The following is an 18,794-nucleotide window of genomic DNA, read 5'->3' on the forward strand; positions in this document are numbered from 1 at the left end:
CATCCGTGACGAACGGCCCGCGCCGGTGGTTCCCGCCGCCCCCCGCCCCCTTCCGTCGGCGTTCCGTACTCTCCAACGCCCGGTCCCATCTGCGGGTTCCCGTGGGCAGCGGATACAGTCACGGTTGCGTCGACTACGGGGACAGGAGAGGGCCATTACCGGCAACCAGCAGACGAGCTGGGCGTTCGCCGATGTGTTCGTCGCCGAGGACGAGGCACTGCGCTGGGCCCGGGACCGGGCCTACGAGGCGGGGCTGACCTCGGTGTCGAACGGCACCGGTGGGGCGCTGCGCCTGCTCGCCGCCGCTGTGGACGCCAAGGCCGTCGCCGAGATCGGCACCGGCACCGGGGTCTCCGGCATCCACCTGCTGCACGGCATGCGGCCGGACGGCGTGCTGACCACGGTGGACAGCGACCCGGAGTGCCAGCAGTTCGCCCGCCAGGCCTTCCGCGCGGCGGGCTTCGCCGGCAACCGGGCGCGCTTCATCCCCGGCCGGGCCCTGGAGGTGCTGCCCCGGCTCGCGGACGGCGGGTACGACCTGGTCTTCTGCGACGGTGACCGGATGGAGTCCCTCGACTACCTAGCCGAATCGTTGCGCCTGCTGCGCCCGGGCGGGCTGGTCTGCTTCGAGGGCGTCTTCGCGGACGGCCGGACGGTCGACTCGGCGGTGCCGCCCGCCGAGGTCCAGCGGCTGCGCGAACTGCTGCGGGCCGTCCGGGAGTCCACGGCGCTCGTACCGTCCCTGCTGCCGGTGGGCGACGGGCTGCTCTGCGCCGTCAGACGCGGCCCGGCGTAGCCGGGCCGACGGAGCCGGGAAAAGCGCCGGACGGGCGGCCGACTCGGTGCCGCGCGCTGCGACACCGCGCCGCCCGGGCCGGAGGCGCCCGCCGACAGGCCGCGTGCGGATACGCCACCGCCCCGGGGCCGGGACAGAGCCGGGCGACCGGGGCGGTGCGAGAGGATTATGGGCCGTGGCCCGTGGCCGTGGGCCAAGGGCGTCAGACGACGACCTTCTCCAGGGCCTCGCCGAGAGCCTTGGCCTCGTCGGGGGTCAGCTCGACGACGAGACGACCGCCGCCTTCGAGCGGAACCCGCATGACGATGCCCCGCCCCTCCTTGGTCACCTCGAGCGGGCCATCGCCCGTCCGCGGCTTCATGGCCGCCATGCTCGTTCCCCTTCCTGAAACCAGCTCATCGTCAGCCGACGGCCCCGGGAAGGGCACGCGTCACCGGCATCGAACACATTGCTTCCAGGCCATTATCCCGCATCGCGCGACCCAATGACCAACATCAGTCCGCATCCCTTCGGCAACGCGCTGCCGCAAAACCACTCAATTCGGGGATCGCGCGGTATTCCTGCGTCGCTCTCACGGCCGTAACGATGGCCGATTCTTTGACGCAGGTCACATATCCGGCCCCGATGATCTCCGGCATCCTGAGCACGCATCGCACCACAGCCGACCAAGGGAGGGACCGCACCATGGCGGACACCGTGCTCTACGAGGTGACCGACGGGCTCGCGACGATCACGCTGAATCGTCCCGACGCCATGAACGCGTTGAACACCGAGACGAAGATCGCCCTCCGTGACGTCCTGCGGCAGGCGGCCGACGACGCCGCCGTACGGGCCGTGCTGCTGACCGCCGCCGGGCGGGCCTTCTGCGTCGGTCAGGACCTCAAGGAGCACGTGGCCTCGCTGGCCGCCGACCGCGAGCACGGCACCCGGTCGACGATGGACACCGTCAGGGACCACTACAACCCCATCGTCACCGCGATCACCCGGATGCCCAAGCCGGTCGTGGCCGGGGTGAACGGTGTGGCGGCGGGCGCCGGCGCGGGGTTCGCCTTCGCGGCGGACTACCGCGTGGTCGCGGATTCGGCCGCCTTCAACACGTCCTTCGCCGGGGTCGCGCTCACCGCCGACTCGGGCGTCTCCTGGACCCTCCCCCGCCTCGTCGGCCACGGTCGCGCCGCCGACCTGCTGCTCTTCCCGCGCAATGTGAGCGCCCAGGAGGCGTACGAGCTGGGCATCGCGAACCGGGTCGTCCCGGCGGCCGAGCTGGCCGCCGCGGCGACGGAGGTCGCCCGGCGGCTGGCCGAGGGGCCGACGGCCGCGTACGCGGCGATCAAGGAGTCGCTCGCCCACGGGGCCGGGCACACGCTGGAGGAGACCCTGGCCAAGGAGGAGGAGCTGCAGCGCGCGGCGGCCACGGCGGAGGACCATGGCATCGCCGTGGCGGCGTTTCTGGCCAAGGAGAAGCCCCGGTTCGTGGGCCGGTAGGCCGCCGCTTCAGCCCCTGCGCGCGTGACAGCCCGCCAGGTGGTCGTTCACCAGGCCGCACGCCTGCATCAGGGCGTACGCCGTCGTGGGCCCCACGAAGCGGAAGCCCCGCTTCTTGAGGGCCTTGGCCAGCGCCGTCGACTCCGGCGTGACCGCCGGGACGTCGGCCGACGAGCGGGGCGCGGGCCGGGTGGCGGGGTCGGGGGCGTGGGACCACACCAGGGCGTCGAGCTCCCCCGGCGCCAGCTCCGCGGCGGCGCGCGCGTTGGCCAGCGTCGCCGCGATCTTCGCGCGGTTGCGGATGATGCCCGGGTCGGCCAGCAGCCGTTCGGCGTCCTCCTCCGTGAAGGCCGCCACCTTCTCGATGGAGAAGCCCGCGAACCCGGCCCGGAACCCCTCGCGGCGCCGCAGGATCGTCAGCCACGACAGGCCCGACTGGAAGGCCTCCAGCGATATCCGTTCGAACAGGGCGTCGTCGCCGTGGACCGGGCGGCCCCACTCGGTGTCGTGGTAGACGCGGTAATCCGCGAGGGTCTCCGCCTCCAGCCCCCACGGGCAACGGGCCAGGCCGTCCGCCCCGATGACGACTCCACTGGCGCCGCTCATGACGCCTTCCCCTTCCCCGGGCTGTCCTGCTGCTCCTGCGACTCCTGCGACTCCGGCCGCTCCCGCTCCTCCGTGCCGCCGCTCTCGCGCTCCAGCAGCCCCCGCACCCCTATCGCCGCCGCCTGCGCCCCGGCGAGCGCCGCCTCCAGCTCGGCGATGCGGGCGTCGCGCTCGGCGAGCTCCGCGCCGAGCCGGTCCAGCGCGTCGTCGGTCTCGGCCATGCGGTAGCCGCGCAGGGCCAGGGGCAGCCGCAGCTCCTCGACGTCCGCCCGGCCCAGCGGCCGGGCGGCGGGCAGCGGCCAGGCCATCCGGTCGTGGACGGCCTCGGGCAGGGCGGCCTCCCCGCCGGCGCCGTCACCGCCTCCGCCGGCGACGGCGAGCGTGACCGCGGCGACCACCACGACCAGCGCGATGAGCAAGAACCAGAACACGGCCGTCCCCTCGTTGCGTCCAGGTGGCCGGCGTCGGCCAAACCGTCGACTCCGATCGTGCCATGCCCCACTGACAGTTAAGGTCGCTGGCGGACCAGGGAGAGGAAGAACGGAAAATGCTGCGGCTTGGACGACGCGAGTTCGACACCCACGAACCGGTGATCATGGCGATCGTCAACCGGACCCCGGACTCCTTCTACGACCAGGGGGCCACGTTCCGCGACGAGCCCGCGCTCGCCCGGGTGGAGCAGGCCGTGGCGGAGGGCGCCGCCATCATCGACATCGGCGGGGTCAAGGCGGGCCCCGGCGCCGAGGTGACGGCCGAGGAGGAGGCCCGGCGCACGGTCGGGTTCGTGGCGGAGGTCCGGCGGCGCCACCCGGACGTGGTGATCAGCGTCGACACGTGGCGGCACGAGGTGGGCGAGGCGGTCTGCGAGGCCGGCGCGGACCTGCTGAACGACGCGTGGGGCGGCGTGGACCCCAAGCTGGCCGAGGTGGCCGCCCGTTACGGCGCGGGCCTGGTGTGCACCCACGCGGGCGGCGTGGAGCCGCGGACGCGGCCGCACCGCGTCGAGTACGACGACGTGATGGCGGACATCCTGCGGGTGACGGTGGGGCTGGCGGAGCGGGCCGTGGAGCTGGGCGTGCGGCGCGACGGCATCATGATCGACCCGGGGCACGACTTCGGGAAGAACACCCGTCACTCGCTGGAGGCCACGCGCCGGCTGGGCGAGATGACGGAGACGGGCTGGCCCGTGCTCGTCTCGCTGTCCAACAAGGACTTCGTGGGCGAGAGCCTCGACCGGCCGGTGAAGGAGCGGGTCATCGGCACCCTCGCCACGACGGCGGTCTCCGCGTGGCTCGGCGCCCAGGTCTACCGCGTGCACGAGGTCGCGGAGACGAAGCAGGTGCTGGACATGGTGGCGGCCATCGCCGGCCACCGCGCGCCCGCGGTGGCCCGGCGAGGTCTGGCGTAGAGGGGGCCCGTCAGGTCCCGGCCTCCTTCGTCACCAGTCCGATCGCCTCCTCCACGTCGTCCGTGACGTGGAAGAGCTGGAGGTCGGCGGCGCTCACCTTGCCCTGGTCGACGAGCGTGTGCTCCAGCCAGTCGAGCAGGCCCCGCCAGTAGTCGGTGCCGAAGAGGACGATGGGGAAGCGGGTGACCTTCTTCGTCTGGACGAGCGTGAGGGCCTCGAAGAGCTCGTCGAGGGTGCCCAGGCCGCCCGGCAGCACCACGAAGCCGCTCGCGTACTTCACGAACATCGTCTTCCGCACGAAGAAGTACCGGAAGTCGACGCCCAGGTTCACATACGGGTTGAGGCCCTGCTCGAAGGGCAGCTCGATGCCGAGGCCGACGGAGATCCCGCCGGCCTCCATCGCGCCCTTGTTGGCGGCCTCCATCGCGCCGGGCCCGCCGCCGGTGATGACGGCGAAGCCCGCCTCGACCAGGCCGCGCCCGATGGCCACCCCGGCCTCGTAGTCGGGCGAGCCGGGCTTCGTGCGGGCCGACCCGAACACGCTGATGGCCGGGGGAAGTTCGGCCAAGGCGCCGAACCCCTCGACGAACTCGGACTGGATGCGCAGGACCCGGAAGGGGTCCTCGTGGACCCAGTCCGCCGTTCCCCGGGTGTCCAGCAGGTGCTGGTCCGTGGTGCCCGCCTGCATCTGGCCGTGCCGGCGGACGACCGGTCCCCGGCGCTGTTCCCGTCGCCCGCGCGACGCCTCGGGATTGCCCATGCTGCTCCCTCCGCCGCGGGCCGCAGGACCCGCGGATCGTCGGTCTCGTTGCGCTTCAGGGTAGGTGGTGACCGCCGGGGCGCCGCTCCTCCGGAGAGCGGATCAAGCCGTCAGCCAGGCCCGCAGCCGCTCCTCGCACTGCGTGATCTTGGCGGTGTCCACGTGCTCGTCCCGCTTGTGGGCGTACAGGGGGTCGCCGGGGCCGTAGTTGACGGCGGGCACGCCGAGGGCGCTGAAGCGGGCCACGTCCGTCCAGCCGAACTTGGGCCGGGCCGTGCCGCCGACGGCCGCCATGAAGGCCACGGCCGCCGGGTGGTCGAGGCCGGGGCGGGCGCCGCCGGAGTGGTCGTCGACGACGAACTCGGTGACGCCGCAGTCCGCGAAGACCTCGTGGACGTGCGCGAGCGCCTCCTCGGGGGTGCGGTCGGGGGCGTAGCGGAAGTTCACCGTCACGGTGCACTCGTCGGGGATGACGTTGTTGGCGACGCCGCCCTCGATCCGCACGGCGTTGAGGCCCTCGTGGTACTCGAGTCCGTCGACGACCGGGCGGCGCGGCTCGTAGGCGGCGAGGCGGGCGAGGATGGGGGCGGCGGCGTGGACGGCGTTGGAGCCCATCCAGCTCCGCGCGGAGTGGGCGCGTTCGCCCGTGGTGCGCAGCAGGACGCGCAGGGTGCCCTGGCAGCCGCCCTCGACCTCGCCGTCGGAGGGCTCCAGGAGGATCGCGAAGTCGCCCGCCAGCCAGTCGGGGTGGGCCTCGGCCACGTGGCCGAGGCCGTTGAGGTGGGCGGCGACCTCCTCGTTGTCGTAGAAGACGAAGGTGAGGTCGCGGTTGGGCTCGGGGACGGTCGCGGCGACGCGCAGCTGTACGGCGACGCCGGACTTCATGTCGCTGGTGCCGCAGCCCCACAGGATGCCGTTCCCCGCGACGGAGCCGCTGATATCTGCTGTCAGGCGGGAGGGCACGTTGTCGGCGATGGGCACGGTGTCGATGTGCCCGGCCAGGACGACCCGCTCGGCGCGGCCCAGGTTCGTGCGGGCCACGACGTTGTTGCCGTGCCGGTCGACGGTCAGGTGCGGCAGCCTGCGCAGTTCGGCCTCGATCGCGTCGGCGAGGGCTTTCTCGTCACCGCTCTCGGAACGGAAGTCGACGAGCCGGGCGGTGAGGGCGGCGGCGTCGAGGGACAGGTCCAGTGCGGGATGATCCATGCGGCGAGCCTAACGCGACGCCCTGTGCGGTCCGGAGGGGCCGCCGGGCGGTCTCTGAAGTAACGTGGCCCGCATGTCCGGGATCACCGTCACCCGCCGTGGCCGCCTGCTGCGCACCGTGGCCGCCTGCGCCGTGCTGCTGGCGCTGGTCGGCTATCTGGTGGCGCAGCTGATCACCGGTGGGCCGGGGGCGCCGCGCTGCACGGTGCGGGCGAACGGGCAGGTGTACTCCCTCTCGCCGGAGCAGGCGGTCAACGCGGCGACGATCTCGGCCGTGGGGTCGTCGCGCGGGCTGCCGGAGCGGGCGGTGACGATCGCGCTGGCCACGGCGATGCAGGAGTCGGGACTGCGCAACATCCACCACGGTGACCGCGATTCGCTGGGGCTCTTCCAGCAGCGGCCGACCCAGGGCTGGGGCACGGCGGCGCAGATCACGGACCCGGTCTACGCGGCGGGGAAGTTCTACGACCACCTGGTGGAGGTGCCGGGCTACTCGCGGCTGCCGTTGACGGTGGCCGCGCAGAAGGTGCAGCGCAGCGGTTTCCCGCAGGCGTACGCCAAGCACGAGCCGGACGCCTCGCTGTTGTCGTCGGGGCTCACGGGCCGCGCGGCGGCCTCGTTCAGCTGTACGAAGAGCCCGAGCGACGGCAAGGCCGGCGATCCGGCGGCGGTGCGGGCGAAGCTGAGCCGCGAGTTCGGTGTGGAGGCGTCCCCCACCGTGACGGGGGACGGCCGGACCGGGGCGGCCGGCGGCCGCACGGTGACCGTGCCGGTGCGCCCGGGGCCGGACGACGAGACGCCGGGGCGGCGCGGCTGGGCGGTGGCGTCCTGGGCGGTGGCGCACGCGGCGGAACTGCGGGTGGAGCGCGTCTCCTTCGGCGGCCGGGTGTGGTCGGCGGAGAATTCGGCGGACGGCTGGCGGGAATCGGCGGAAGAGGCGGGCGTCGAGGGCACGTCGGCGGTCCGGATCACGACCGTTCAGTAGTACGACCGTCCCCCCGCCGGGGGTATGCGCGGCATACGGGAGTTGCCGGGTCGGCGGGAATCCGCACGCGTTCTCGACGCACCCCCAACTCCCTTGTGAATAACAGCTTTTCGGGCTTCCGTATCGCTTGACAACCTGCCCGGTATGGCGGGATTTCAGCGGGCCCGATAATGCGACGCATTACTCAGTCTTTACCTTCCTCCACCGCAACCTTCCCCGGGCTCACGCGGTAGTCACTGCGTCCGCACGCCGGACAGCAACCGACTTCCCACTCCGTCAAAGGAGCAACATGTCCCTCCCCCTCACGCGCCGGATCGCTCGAGTGGCCCTGCTCGTCGCCGCGGGTGCCGCTCCCGTCGTCGGCGCGGCCGGAGCCGCGAGCGCCGCGGACCTCACCAAGGCCACGGATCTGGCTCCGGTGAGCGCGCTGGACACCACGAACGCGAGCCACACCGTCGGTGCCACCTCCCAGCAGGCCGGCGCCATGGCGACGGGTGTCGGGCAGAAGGCCGTCGGAACGGCCGTGCCGATGGCGTCCCACGCGGTGCACAAGGCCGGCAACGAGACCGTCCCGGCCGCCAACAAGGCCGCGGGCAACCTCGTGGGCGGCGCGGCCTCGGCCGTCGGCGGCACGGCGCAGGGCGTGACCAAGGGCGGCGTTCCGCAGCTGCCCGGCGTCGGCGGCTGATCCGTCCGTCCGGAAGCGGCGGCTTCACGCAGCAGCACCGAGGGGCCCGGGAGTTTTCGCTCCCGGGCCCCTCGTCACGCGTGCCGCGCCCGGATGCGTAGCGCTACTCGGCCAGACGACGGACCGCCGCCTCCACCCGCTCGTCGGTGGCGGTGAACGCGATCCGTACGAAGCGCTCGCCCGCCGGACCGTAGAAATCACCCGGCGCGACGAGGATGCCGCGCTTGGAGAGCTCGCCGACCGTCTCCCAGCACGACTCGTCGCGCGTGGCCCACAGGTACAGCGACGCCTCGCTGTGCTCGATGCGGAAGCCCGCCGCCTCGAAGGCGGCGCGCAGCGCGTCCCGGCGCCGGGCGTAGCGGGCCCGCTGCTCGGCGACGTGCGCGGAGTCGCCCAGGGCCGCGACGGTGGCGGCCTGGACGGGGGCGGCGACCATCATCCCGCCGTGCTTGCGGATCTGGAGCAGCTCGCCGAGGACGGCCGGGTCGCCGGCGACGAACGCGGCGCGGTAGCCGGCGAGGTTCGAGCGCTTGGAGAGCGAGTGGACGGCGACGATCCCCTCGTACGAGCCGCCGCAGACGTCCGGGTGGAGCACGGAGACGGGCTCCGCCTCCCAGCCCAGCTCCAGGTAGCACTCGTCGCTGAAGACCAGCACGCCGTGCTCGCGCGCCCAGGCCACCGCGCGGCGCAGCTCCTCCTTGGACAGCACCCGGCCGGTGGGGTTGGACGGCGAGTTCAGCCAGAGCAGCTTCAGGCCGGCCGGGTCGAGCTCCGTGGGGTCGTCGTAGACGACGGGCTCGGCGCCCGCCAGACGCGCGCCGACCTCGTAGGTCGGGTAGGCGAGGCGGGGGTAGGCGACCTTGTCACCGGGGCCCAGGCCCAGCTGGGTCGGCAGCCAGGCCACCAGCTCCTTGGAGCCGACGACCGGCAGCACGTTGGCGTGCGTCAGGCCCCGGGCGCCCAGGCGGCCCTCCACCCAGCCGGTCAGCGCGTCGCGCAGCGCGGCCGTGCCCCACACCGTGGGATAGCCGGGGCTGTCGGCCGCGTCGGCCAGCGCCCGCTGGACCACGGCGGGCACCGGGTCGACCGGGGTGCCCACCGACAGGTCCACGATGCCGTCGGGGTGGGCGGCCGCGGTGGCCTTGTAGGGCTCGAGCCGGTCCCAGGGGAAGACGGGGAGACGGGAAGAGACTGCGCTCACGGTGCTCGCTGCTCGCTCTCGTGCGCTAGGGGTGGCCGGCGGGGGAGAACGCCGATGGGAAAAGCCGCGGCCCCGTACGGCGGTGGCCGTACGGGGCCGCGGTCGGGACCGCTGTCGGTCAGTGCTCCGCCGGGTTGATGTCCGCGGGCAGAGCGGCGATGAAGGGGTGGTCGCGCTCGATCAGGCCCAGCTTGGAGGCGCCACCGGGCGAACCGAGCTCGTCGAAGAACTCGACGTTCGCCTTGTAGTAGTCCTTCCACTCCTCCGGCGTGTCGTCCTCGTAGAAGATCGCCTCGACGGGGCAGACCGGCTCACAGGCACCACAGTCGACGCATTCGTCCGGGTGGATGTACAAGGACCGGGAGCCCTCGTAGATGCAGTCGACGGGGCACTCCTCGATGCACGCCTTGTCCTTCACGTCGACACAAGGCTGCGCGATGACGTAGGTCACGCTGTCGTTCCTCCTCGGTAGGGCTCATCTCGCGCGGGAGCGCGGCGTCGTCGATGCCCACACCTAGTATCTCCCTCCCCGGGCACATGACGAACAAGAGGGGCGGACAGAGCTGTGGAATTCACCACGGGCGGAAGACTGGAGGTCCGGATCTCCACGGCAGATGTGGGAAAAAGGGTCTCCGTACGACGGCTGAACGAGTCGGGGAGTTCGGAGCGTTTCACCGACGCGGTGGGGGTACTGACCTCCTGGAGCGGCGGTGTGCTGCGAATCACACGGCGTACCGGTGAGATCGTGGAGGTCCCCGAGGCCACCCTGGTCGCGGGCAAGGTCGTGCCCATGACCCCCGCCCGGCGGCGCGGCCCCGCCGCCGGGCTGCGCGAGCTCCAGGAGGTCGCGGCGCGCGGCTGGCCCGCGCGCGAGACCGCCCGGCTGGGCGGCTGGGCGCTGCGCGCCGCGGGCGGCTTCACCCACCGGGCCAATTCCGCCCTGCCCCTCGGCGACCCCGGGCTGCCCCTGCCGGAGGCCCTGGAGCGGGTGGCCGCCTGGTACGCGGAGCGCGGCCTGCCGGCGTACGTCCAGGTCGTCACGGGTCACCCGGACGCGGACGAGCGGCTGGACGCGGAGCTCGCCCGGCGCGGCTGGACGGCCGAGCGGCACGCCCTGACCCGGACGGCCACGCTGGCGCCCGTCGCCGACGCCGTGGCCCCCGGCTCGGGCGAGGTACGGCTGACCCGCGAGCCGGACGCGGCCTGGCTCGCCGCCTACGGGCGGGGCGGCGCGGACCCGGCGGACGCGCGGGCCGTGCTGGGCGGCGGGCCGTCGGTGTGGTTCGCGACCGTGCCGGGAGCCGCCGGGGAGCGCCCGGCGGCCGTCGCGCGCTGTGTCGTCGACGGCCGGTGGGCCGGGTTCGCGGCGCTGGACGTGGCCCCGGAGCGGCGCCGCGAGGGGCTGGGCACGCTGGTGATGGCCCGGCTGGCCCAGGAGGCGCTCCGCGAGGGCGCCTCGGCCGCGTACCTCCAGGTGGAGGCGGACAACACGGCCGCCGCCGCGCTCTACGACGAGCTCGGCTTCACCACCCACCACGCCTACCACTACCGTCGCGGCCCGCAGCGCTGACACGGTCGCACCATGGACAGTGGCGGTGGCTGCGCCACCGCCCCGAGGGGTACGAGGCACGCATGTACGACGACACCACCGAGCGGCGCCGCCGCTTCGCCGGGGCCGCCCGGGACGACCGGCCCGACCTCGCGCTGCTGTGCCTGCTGATCGCCGAGGAGGCCGAGGCCGTCGCGGCCGGGGAACCCGGTGGGAAGGCGGGCGACGCCATGACCGACGCGGCGCAGATCGAGCTCGACCGGCTCGCCGGGTCGCTGCCCGCGCTGGACCGCGGGGCGGCGCCCGTCCTCTGGGCGGACGCCCTGGCCGCGCTCCTCGGCGAGCGCCACGGCTTCCACGGCACGCCCGCGGACTACCGGCGGCTGGAGTCCTCGCTCCTGCCCGAGGTGCTGCGGCGGCGGCGCGGGCTGCCGATCCTGCTGTCCGTGGTGTGGATGGAGGTGGCCCGCCGGGCGGGCGCGCCCGTGTACGGGGTGGCGCTCCCCGGCCACTTCGTCGTCGGCCTCGGCGACCCGCAGGGCGAGCACGTGCTCGTCGACCCCTTCGACGGCGGCCGGGTCCTCTCCGAGGAGGACGCGGGGCTGCTGGTCGCGGGCGCGACGGGCACACCCCTGACGCCGTCGATGTTCTCCCCGGCGGCCCCCCAGGAGATCGTGCTGCGCGTCCTGAACAACATCCGCGCCTGGGCGGCGGCGCGCCCCGAGCGCAGCGACGTCCAGCTGTGGGCCGTCGAGCTGTCGCTCCTGCTGCCCAGCCACCCCGCCCGGCTCCGCTACGAGCGCGCCGAGCTCCTCGTCGAGCGCGGCGACTTCGCACGCGGGGCGCGGGAGCTGGAGGAGTACGCGGAGGTCATCGCGACGGTGGAGCCGGACGCGGCGGAGACGGTCCGCCACCAGGCGCTGGCCGCGCGGGCGATGCTGAACTGAGGGGCGCGGCCCCGTCTCCGGGCCACGGCTGGTTCGGCACCGCCGGGCACCTCGCGGTGGGCTGGTCACCGTTGCGACGGGGAGGAGGCCCCTACAGCCACCCCTTGTCCCGCGCGATGCGGACGGCCTCCGCACGATTCCGCGCCCCCGTTTTCTGGATCGCCGTCGACAGATAATTCCGCACCGTCCCGTGCGAAAGATGCAGCTTCCGGGCCAGCTCGGCATTGGTGGAGCCGTCCGCCGACGCCGTGAGAACCGCCCGCTCGCGGTCGGTCAGCGGGTTCGCCCCCTCCGCGAGCGCCGCCGCCGCCAGCGTCGGGTCGATGACGCGCTCGCCGCGCAGCACCCGCCGCACCGCGTCCGCCAGCTGGGACGCCGGCGCGTCCTTGACCAGGAACGCGTCGGCGCCGGACTCCATGGCCCGGCGCAGATAGCCGGGCCGGCCGAAGGTCGTCAGGATGACGACCTTGAGCCCCGGCAACTCCCGCCGCAGCAGCGCCGCCGCGTCGAGCCCGGTCATCCCGGGCATCTCGATGTCCAGCAGCGCCACGTCGAGGGCCGTGGCACGAGCCGCGTCCAGGACCTCGTCACCCCGGGCCACCTGCGCGACGACCTCGATGTCGTCCTCCAGGCCGAGGAGCGCGGCCAGCGCCTCCCTGACCATCGACTGGTCCTCGGCGAGGAGGACACGAATATTCCCGGGCGGCTGTGCTGAAGTCACAGCGACAGGGTAGAGGTCAGACGGCCACCCGCCGCGAGAGCGGTACGCACGCCCGCAGCCGGAACCCGCCGCGCGGGCCCGTGCCGGTCTCCAGCCGACCGTCGGCGAGGACGAGCCGCTCGCTCAGGCCCGTCAGCCCGTTCCCGTAACCGCGCCCCGGCCCCCGGCCGTTGTCGGTGACGGTCAGGCACATGTCGTCGCCCGCCTCCGTGAGCGTCACCTCGCAGCGCGTGGCGCCGCTGTGCCGGACGACGTTGGTGACCGCCTCGCGCAGCGCCCAGGCCAGGGCGCCCTCCTCGTCGGGCGGCAGATCGGGGTGGCCGGTCGCGGCCCGGGTCAGGTCGGCGGCGATGCCGGCGGCGGCCAGGGCGGTACGGGCCCCGGCCAGCTCGGCCTCCAGGGTGGGGCGGCGAAAGCCGCTCACCGCCTCCCGGACGTCCACGAGCGCCTGCCGGCTCACCCGCTCGATGTCGGCGACCTGCCGGGCCGCGTCCTCCGGCCGGTCCGGGAGCATCCGCCCGGCCAGCTCGCTCTTGAGCGTGATGAGCGAGAGCGAGTGGCCGAGCAGGTCGTGGAGGTCGCGGGCGAGCCGCAACCGCTCCTCGTTGGCGGCGAGATGGGCCACCGTCGCCCGCGCCTCGCGCAGCGCGCGGGTCGTCAGGGCCATCTGCCGCACCCCCACCATCGCGAAGCCGCCGAGCAGCGCGGGGACGACGAGCGCCACCACGAACTCGGCCACCGGGCCCCGCATGCTCGCGCCGACGGCCACCAGTACCCCCGTGACCAGTGGAACGGCGGCGCGAGCGATCTTGGTGGGGAAGACCGCCCCGCAGGCGATGCTGGAGAAGACGAACAGCACCAGCCAGGGCGTCCCCAGGGTGAGGGACAGGACGAGGGCCAGGCCCAGCATCACCCCGATCCAGCCCAGTACCTTGGGCCGGTCCAGGGCCCGTGAGGTGTGGCGGAAGACCAGGGTCAGATAGGCGGCCACGAAGGCCACCAGGCCCGCGCCGCCCAGGACGTCGCCGACCAGGGTGTGGTGGTCGCCGAGGACGTCCTCCGCCGGGGCGGCGAGGTAGAAGAACCAGATGGAGATCCACAGCAGTTTGATCACTACCTGGCGGCGGTTCTCGGGCTGGGTTCCCATGCCGTTGTGGGTCTCGGCGGCCGACGGGTCGTCCTCGATCTCCATGACGGCTCGCCAGGGGTTGCGGCGTCGTTCGCGTCCGGCCATCGGCCCGTCTCTCCCTCCGTCCGTCCCGGCAACCGTCCCGCTTCGGCTCAGGCCTTGCGGGTGTCCTTGCGGTAGAGCCAGGCCGCGCACCCGGCGAAGACGACAAGATAAGCCAGCAGCAGGCCGACGTCCTTCAGGTGCGGCGCGTCGCCCCCCTCGATGGAGTGGCCGAGCGCGGCGTAGGCGTAGGTCGGCGTCCACTTGGCGACGGACTGCAGCCAGTCCGGGAAGGTCGTGGTCGGCATCCACAGGCCGCCCAGCATGGACAGCGCGAAGTAGACGATCATCGTGACGGGCCGGACGGCGTCACCGGAGACCAGGTAGCCCAGGGCCACGCCCAGCGCGGCGAAGACGATGCTGCCGGCCCAGATCGAGCCCGTGAGCGCGCCCCACTGCCACGCGTCGAGCCGGACGTTCTTGACCGCCACGGCGACGGCGAAGACGACCAGGATGGAGGGGAGGGAGACCACGGCGGCCGAGGCCACCTTGGCGGCCACGTAGCCGCGGCCGGGCAGGGCGGTGAGGCGCAGCTGGCGCACCCAGCCCTTCTCGCGCTCCTTGGCGATGCGCTCGCTGTTGCCGACGAGGACGGCGGTGATGGCGCCGAAGGAGGCCATCGAGACCATCATCAGCAGCGGCAGCGTCAGGTTCGTGCCCTTGACGAGCTCCTTCTCGCTCGCACCACCGGCGATGAGCAGGAACAGCAGCGCCGGGTAGAGGATGGAGAAGAACATGAACTTCTTGTTGCGCAGGGTGCGCGTTATTTCCAGCGTGATGAGAGTCTTCACTTGGCCGCCTCCTCGGCGGTCGCGGCGTCGTTGATGGCGAGGAAGGCCTGCTCCAGGCCGAGGCCCGCGACCTCGAGGTTGCGCGGGTAGAGGCCCAGCCCGTAGAGGGCGTGGACGGTGGCGTCGGCGTCGTGGGACTGGATGCGCACCGTGCGGCCGGACACCTCCAGCGAGGAGAGGAACGGCAGCTCGCGCAGCGCGCCCTCGCCGACCGGCTGGTCGAGGTCGAAGACGATCCGGCGGGCGCCGGCCTTGGCCTTGATCTCGGCGGCCGAGCCGTCGGCGAGCAGCTTTCCGCCGCGCAGCACGATGACGCGGTCGGCGATGGCGTCGGCCTCTTCGAGGTAGTGGGTGGCGAAGAGGACCGTACGGCCCTGGCGGGTCTGCTCGCGCATCACGCCCCAGAACGCCTGGCGGGCCGAGACGTCCATGCCGGTCGTCGGCTCGTCCAGCACGATGAGGTCGTTGGCGCCCGCCGTGGCCATGGCGAAGCGCACGCGCTGCTCCTGGCCGCCGGAGAGCTTGTTGACCATGCGGTCGGCGATGCCGGTGAGGTCGGCGGCCTCCAGCACCTGCTCGACGGGGAACGCCTTGGGGTGGAGGTCGCAGGCGAGCTTCACGATCTCGCGGACCTTCACCTCCTCCATCAGCCCGCCGGTCTGGAGCATGGCGCCCACCCGGCCCTGGAGGATGGCCTGCTGGGGCGTGGTGCCGAAGATCTCGACGCGCCCGGCGTCGGGATTGCGCAGGCCCAGCAGCAGGTCCAGGGTCGAGGACTTGCCCGCGCCGTTGGGGCCGAGCAGGGCGACGGTCTCGCCCGGGTAGAGGTCGAGGCTCAGATCGGACACGGCGCGCACGGTGCCGTAGTTCTTGCTGACGTTCTCAAAGCTGACCACGGGGGCGCCCGTGCGGCGCCCGTCCCCCGTGTTGACGCTTGCAGTAGTGGTCATGGAAGACATCTTCGCTGGTCAGGGGGTGCCGCCGGCAGTGTCGGACGTCGTGGACCGGGGATGACAGATGTCATGGACAAAGCCATGCCCGGACGCACACGAGCCCCCGTGCCGCGGGGGCACGGGGGCTCGTGAGTACGGGCCGGGGCTCGCTCAGCCGGTCTGCATGATCGTTCCGACGCGCTCGGCGGGCGTCTTGCCGCGCAGCGCCTTGCCGAGGGCGCCCGCGACGTCCTGCGGGGTGACGGGCTTCTTGGTGCCGTCGCCGCGCTGGATGAGGACGCCGTCGAACTTCTTGCCGTAGAGCTTCTTGAGCTCCTCCAGGTCGTAGCTCTCGACCAGCTTGCCGCCCACCTCCTTGACGGAGAGGATCTTCGGCAGCGAGAGCTCCGGCCCGAACTGGATGCTGTGGGCCGGGTCCGTCTGCACGGTGACCAGGCCGGACATCGCGGGCTTCGCGAAGTCCTGCATCATCCGGTCGACCTCGGCGTTGGACACCTTCGGCTGCTGCGAGGACGTCGTCAGCTCGACGGGCTTGTCCTTGCCGGTGGCCGCGCGGTCGCGGTACGCCTGGGCGATCACCTTGACCGACTTGTCCACGTCCACGCCCTCGTACGGCTTCCCGTACACGGCCACGGCCTTGCCCGGCTCGAACTTGATCGTGCCGTCCGTCGCCGAGCCGCTCTCGCCGGCCAGCGACTTGAGGGCGGCGGCGACCTTCTCCTCGTCGACGCTCAGGGCCGGCTCGGCGGCGTGGGTGTTGCCGATGAGCGAGCCGAGGACGGTGACGGGGTTGTAGTCCCGGCCGGACGCGTCGCGCACGGTGGCCTGGGTGTCGATGGACAGGCCCGCCACGGACGGCTTGAGGGCGGCCGGCTTGCCGCCGATGGAGAGCTTCAGCGGGGCGGTGGCGCGGTCACCGAGGGCCGAGTCGAGCTTCTTGACGGCCTCGTCCTTGGACTTGCCGCCGATGTCGACGCCGAGGACGGTGGTGCCGTTCGGCACGTCGGCGTGGTCGAGCAGCAGGCCCGCCGCGTAGGCGGCGGCGACGAGGCCGATGACCCCGCCGGCCAGGAGGACGAGCTTGGAGCGGCCCTTCTTCTTGGGCGCGGCCTTGGGTGCCGGCTTGGGCGCCGACTTGCCCGCCGGGGCGGGCGGCTTGGGCACGCCGGTGCCGGACGGCGCCGGCGGCGGCGGGACGGACCCCTTGGGCTTGGGCACGGCGACGCGCGGCGCACCGGCGTCCGCCGGGGCCTTCGGCCCCTGTCCGGCGGCCGGCTTCGGCGCGGGCACGCCCGTAGGGGCGGAAGCGGAGGGGGAAGCGGAGTCCTTCGGGCCGCGCTTCTTGCCCTTGCCCTTGCCCGCGCCACCGCTCTGCGGGGCGCCGGCCTGCGGAGCTCCGGCCTGCGGGCCCGGCGGCGGGACCATGGGCACGCCCTGGCGGGGCGTGTCGGTACGCCCGGTGGCGAACGCGGCACCCCCGGCGGGCACGCCACCGATGGTGGGGCCGACGGTGGGCATGGACATCTGCTGGGTGGTCCCGGCGTTCGGCACGGCACCGCCCTTGGCGTCACGGGGACGCCCCTTGCCACCCGGCTGCGGAACGCCGCCACCGGGCTGCGAGGCGCCGCCCGGCGTCGAGGCGTCACCCGGCCACGGCGCACCGCCGTTGCCGACGGGACCACCGGGGCGGCCCTTGCCACCGGCCGCACCGGGAACGCCCGGCTGCGGCACGGCACCGGTCGTGGAGGCGTCACCGGGCCAGGGCGCACCACCGTTGGCGGCACCCGGGCCACCGGGGTGGCCCTTGCCACCCGCCTGCGGGGCGCCGCCGGTCGTCGAAGCGTCACCCGGCCACGGAGCGCCGCCGTTGGCGACCGGGCCGCCGGGCTGCGGCACGGCGCCCGTCGTCGAGGCGTCAGCGGGCCACGGCGCACCGGCGCCACCCGGGTGACCCTTGCCACCCGCCTGCGGGGCGCCACCGGTCGTCGAAGCGTCACCCGGCCACGGAGCGCCGCCGTTGGCGACCGGACCACCCGTCTGCGGGACGCCGCCAGTCGTCAGGGCGTCACCCGGCCACGGAGCGCCGCCGTTGCCGACGGGACCGCCGGGCTGCGGCACCGCGCCGGTCGTCGAGGCGTCAGCGGGCCACGGCGCGCCGGCGCCACCCGGGTGGCCCTTGCCGCCCGCCTGCGGAGCACCGCCCGGCATCGAGGCGTCACCCTGCCACGGGGCGCCTCCCGTCGGCGCGGGGTCGTTCGGGTGCTGCATGGCGCCCGGGGTCGCGGGGGTGCCGCCGGGCCAGTCGTCGCCGGAGGCGGCCGCGCGGCGGCGTGCGGCGCCCTTGCCGGTGGGGAGGCCCTGCTGGGCGCCACCGGTCGAGGCGTCACCCTGCCACGGGGCGCCGCCGTTGCCGACGGGACCACCGGCCTGCGGGGCGCCACCCGGCGTCGAGGCGTCACCCGGCCACGGCGCACCGCCGTTCGCGGCACCCGGGCCACCCGGGCGGCCCTTGCCACCCGCCTGCGGAGCACCGCCCGGCGTCGCGGTGTCGCCGGGCCACGGCGCACCGGCACCCGGCGTGCCGGCCTGCGGCACCGCGCCCGTCGTGGTGGCGTCGCCCGGCCACGGGGCGTCGGCGCCCGGGACGGGCGGCTGGGGCATCGCGGCGGTGGTCGAGGGGTCCTGCGGCCAGGAGCCGCCGGAGCCGGCGGCCGGGGCCTGGTTGCCGCCGAACGCGCCACGGGCGGCCGCGCCACGGCGCGGCAGCGGCGGCGCGTGGCCGGCGGCGCCGGCGCCCGCGCCGCCCACGGGCGGCTGGCGGCGGGCGGCGGCGGGCGGCGGCGGGGTCGTCCCGGAGGACTTGCGGGGCGCGAACCAGTCGCTCGTCCCCGAGCCCGAACCGGAATCGGAAGCGGAACCGCCGCCTGCGGCCGCGGCCGCACCGGCCGCCGCGGCGGGGGACTTCTTGCCCGTCTTGGGGCGCGTCGGCAGCCCCGACTTACGGGAGCCGGCGGGCGCGGAAGCGGAGGACGCGGAAGGCGCGGCGGGCGCGGCCGGCCCGGCGGACGCGCCGGGCCCGGACGGCGCGGCGGCGGCCGCGTCGGCGGCACCGCCCTCGCTGTCGACGGGCGTCCGCATGACGACGGGCGGAATGGGCCGCGAACCCGGGATGTTGATGCGGATCCGCGTCGTCATCGTGGTCTCGGTCTTCGGCTCGCTCGGCCTGGCGCCCGAGGCCGGCGAACCGGCGGAGCCGGACGCGGCGGCTTCCTCCCCCTGGGGGGACCCGTAGGGCGTGGTGCCCGAGGGGTAGGCGGCACCGCCGCGGCCCTGGGCCCCGGAGGACGAACTGTCAGATGCACGGCTCAAAGCAGGATCTCCCGGTTACTCTTCGCCGCCCTCTTTTGACCTCGCTATGGGTCGCCCATTGCCGGAGGCCAGGGGAGGCTCGGCGGCGCGCACCACCA

At 74.0% G+C, this 18,794-nt stretch carries 19 protein-coding genes; 7 read left to right on the forward strand and 12 right to left on the reverse strand.

Translation table 11 applies throughout. The features are described from left to right. Window positions 1-124 precede the first annotated feature (124 nt). A complete protein-coding gene (locus IE096_RS13050) occupies window positions 125-796 on the forward strand; it encodes an O-methyltransferase (RefSeq protein ID WP_189451581.1) in 672 nt (223 codons plus the stop codon). 202 nt (window positions 797-998) lie between these two features. On the opposite strand, the gene IE096_RS13055 is transcribed toward IE096_RS13050, so the two are convergent. Next, the gene (locus tag IE096_RS13055; RefSeq protein WP_126915881.1) at window positions 999-1,166 is read right to left on the reverse strand and encodes a DUF3117 domain-containing protein; all 168 of its coding nucleotides are present in this window, start codon (window positions 1,164-1,166) and stop codon (window positions 999-1,001) included. A 314-nt stretch (window positions 1,167-1,480) separates the two neighbouring features. Between IE096_RS13055 and chcB the strand changes: the two genes are divergently transcribed. After that, window positions 1,481-2,281: a 2-cyclohexenylcarbonyl CoA isomerase gene (gene chcB, locus IE096_RS13060; protein WP_189451582.1), complete on the forward strand. Its 801-nt coding sequence runs from the start codon at window positions 1,481-1,483 to the stop codon at window positions 2,279-2,281. A 9-nt stretch (window positions 2,282-2,290) separates the two neighbouring features. Here chcB and IE096_RS13065 read toward each other — a convergent pair whose 3' ends face one another. After that, window positions 2,291-2,887, reverse strand: a complete 597-nt coding sequence (locus tag IE096_RS13065; protein WP_189451583.1) for a DNA-3-methyladenine glycosylase I — start codon at window positions 2,885-2,887, stop codon at window positions 2,291-2,293. Next, entirely contained in the window at window positions 2,884-3,318 is a 435-nt protein-coding gene (locus IE096_RS13070) for a DivIVA domain-containing protein (protein WP_189451584.1), read from the reverse strand. The genes IE096_RS13065 and IE096_RS13070 overlap by 4 nt, the downstream gene beginning before the upstream one ends. Window positions 3,319-3,434: 116 nt before the next feature. On the opposite strand from IE096_RS13070, the gene folP reads away from it, so the two are divergent. Next, entirely contained in the window at window positions 3,435-4,295 is an 861-nt protein-coding gene (gene folP / locus IE096_RS13075; RefSeq protein ID WP_189451585.1) for a dihydropteroate synthase, read from the forward strand. A gap of 10 nt (window positions 4,296-4,305) precedes the next feature. Here the strand turns inward: folP and IE096_RS13080 are convergent, their stop codons facing one another. Both IE096_RS13080 and dapE read right to left on the reverse strand, forming a co-directional pair. Continuing rightward, entirely contained in the window at window positions 4,306-5,055 is a 750-nt protein-coding gene (locus tag IE096_RS13080; RefSeq protein WP_126915877.1) for an LOG family protein, read from the reverse strand. Window positions 5,056-5,157: 102 nt separating this feature from the next. After that, window positions 5,158-6,261: a succinyl-diaminopimelate desuccinylase gene (gene dapE, locus IE096_RS13085; RefSeq protein ID WP_189451586.1), complete on the reverse strand. Its 1,104-nt coding sequence runs from the start codon at window positions 6,259-6,261 to the stop codon at window positions 5,158-5,160. Window positions 6,262-6,334: 73 nt separating this feature from the next. Between dapE and IE096_RS13090 the strand changes: the two genes are divergently transcribed. Both IE096_RS13090 and IE096_RS13095 read left to right on the forward strand, forming a co-directional pair. After that, window positions 6,335-7,246, forward strand: coding sequence for a VldE C-terminal domain-containing protein (locus IE096_RS13090; RefSeq protein ID WP_189451587.1), 912 nt, complete (start codon window positions 6,335-6,337; stop codon window positions 7,244-7,246). 289 nt (window positions 7,247-7,535) lie between these two features. Then, complete coding sequence (locus IE096_RS13095; protein ID WP_189451588.1) at window positions 7,536-7,934, forward strand: ATP-binding protein; 399 nt, start codon at window positions 7,536-7,538, stop codon at window positions 7,932-7,934. A gap of 103 nt (window positions 7,935-8,037) precedes the next feature. On the opposite strand, the gene dapC is transcribed toward IE096_RS13095, so the two are convergent. After that, window positions 8,038-9,135 (reverse strand): succinyldiaminopimelate transaminase, encoded by a 1,098-nt coding sequence (dapC, locus tag IE096_RS13100; RefSeq protein WP_189451589.1) that lies wholly within the window; start codon window positions 9,133-9,135, stop codon window positions 8,038-8,040. Window positions 9,136-9,253: 118 nt separating this feature from the next. Next, the gene (gene fdxA / locus IE096_RS13105) at window positions 9,254-9,586 is read right to left on the reverse strand and encodes a ferredoxin (protein WP_058046091.1); all 333 of its coding nucleotides are present in this window, start codon (window positions 9,584-9,586) and stop codon (window positions 9,254-9,256) included. Between the two features lie 114 nt (window positions 9,587-9,700). On the opposite strand from fdxA, the gene IE096_RS13110 reads away from it, so the two are divergent. Both IE096_RS13110 and IE096_RS13115 read left to right on the forward strand, forming a co-directional pair. Next, window positions 9,701-10,705 (forward strand): GNAT family N-acetyltransferase, encoded by a 1,005-nt coding sequence (locus IE096_RS13110; protein WP_189451590.1) that lies wholly within the window; start codon window positions 9,701-9,703, stop codon window positions 10,703-10,705. A 62-nt stretch (window positions 10,706-10,767) separates the two neighbouring features. Then, entirely contained in the window at window positions 10,768-11,631 is an 864-nt protein-coding gene (locus IE096_RS13115) for a transglutaminase-like and tetratricopeptide repeat-containing protein (RefSeq protein WP_189451591.1), read from the forward strand. Between the two features lie 91 nt (window positions 11,632-11,722). Here the strand turns inward: IE096_RS13115 and IE096_RS13120 are convergent, their stop codons facing one another. From IE096_RS13120 to IE096_RS13140, 5 genes are all read right to left on the reverse strand, one after another. Then, window positions 11,723-12,352: a response regulator transcription factor gene (locus IE096_RS13120; protein WP_268248308.1), complete on the reverse strand. Its 630-nt coding sequence runs from the start codon at window positions 12,350-12,352 to the stop codon at window positions 11,723-11,725. Window positions 12,353-12,368: 16 nt separating this feature from the next. Beyond that, a complete protein-coding gene (locus tag IE096_RS13125) occupies window positions 12,369-13,586 on the reverse strand; it encodes a sensor histidine kinase (protein ID WP_373298100.1) in 1,218 nt (405 codons plus the stop codon). Window positions 13,587-13,633: 47 nt separating this feature from the next. Next, on the reverse strand, window positions 13,634-14,374 hold the full coding sequence (locus tag IE096_RS13130) for an ABC transporter permease (protein ID WP_189451592.1): 741 nt from the start codon (window positions 14,372-14,374) through the stop codon (window positions 13,634-13,636). After that, complete coding sequence (locus IE096_RS13135) at window positions 14,371-15,324, reverse strand: ABC transporter ATP-binding protein (RefSeq protein WP_189451593.1); 954 nt, start codon at window positions 15,322-15,324, stop codon at window positions 14,371-14,373. The genes IE096_RS13130 and IE096_RS13135 overlap by 4 nt, the downstream gene beginning before the upstream one ends. Before the next feature lie 153 nt (window positions 15,325-15,477). Continuing rightward, window positions 15,478-18,696, reverse strand: a complete 3,219-nt coding sequence (locus tag IE096_RS13140; RefSeq protein ID WP_189451594.1) for a hypothetical protein — start codon at window positions 18,694-18,696, stop codon at window positions 15,478-15,480. Window positions 18,697-18,794 lie beyond the last annotated feature (98 nt).

This window comes from Streptomyces abikoensis (genome assembly GCF_014648775.1).
In the GTDB taxonomy this organism is placed as follows: domain Bacteria; phylum Actinomycetota; class Actinomycetes; order Streptomycetales; family Streptomycetaceae; genus Streptomyces; species Streptomyces abikoensis.

What these genes read in the sequence shown, in the direction of transcription:
- IE096_RS13090 (WP_189451587.1), top strand. Translation starts at nt 6,335, where the DNA reads ATGTCCGGGATCACCGTCACCCGCCGTGGCCGCCTGCTGCGCACCGTG.
- IE096_RS13095 (WP_189451588.1), top strand. Translation starts at nt 7,536, where the DNA reads ATGTCCCTCCCCCTCACGCGCCGGATCGCTCGAGTGGCCCTGCTCGTC.
- IE096_RS13135 (WP_189451593.1), bottom strand. Translation starts at nt 15,324, where the DNA reads ATGACCACTACTGCAAGCGTCAACACGGGGGACGGGCGCCGCACGGGC.
- dapE (WP_189451586.1), bottom strand. Translation starts at nt 6,261, where the DNA reads ATGGATCATCCCGCACTGGACCTGTCCCTCGACGCCGCCGCCCTCACC.
- IE096_RS13055 (WP_126915881.1), bottom strand. Translation starts at nt 1,166, where the DNA reads ATGGCGGCCATGAAGCCGCGGACGGGCGATGGCCCGCTCGAGGTGACC.
- IE096_RS13125 (WP_373298100.1), bottom strand. Translation starts at nt 13,586, where the DNA reads ATGGCCGGACGCGAACGACGCCGCAACCCCTGGCGAGCCGTCATGGAG.
- chcB (WP_189451582.1), top strand. Translation starts at nt 1,481, where the DNA reads ATGGCGGACACCGTGCTCTACGAGGTGACCGACGGGCTCGCGACGATC.
- folP (WP_189451585.1), top strand. Translation starts at nt 3,435, where the DNA reads ATGCTGCGGCTTGGACGACGCGAGTTCGACACCCACGAACCGGTGATC.
- IE096_RS13080 (WP_126915877.1), bottom strand. Translation starts at nt 5,055, where the DNA reads ATGGGCAATCCCGAGGCGTCGCGCGGGCGACGGGAACAGCGCCGGGGA.
- IE096_RS13065 (WP_189451583.1), bottom strand. Translation starts at nt 2,887, where the DNA reads ATGAGCGGCGCCAGTGGAGTCGTCATCGGGGCGGACGGCCTGGCCCGT.
- IE096_RS13115 (WP_189451591.1), top strand. Translation starts at nt 10,768, where the DNA reads ATGTACGACGACACCACCGAGCGGCGCCGCCGCTTCGCCGGGGCCGCC.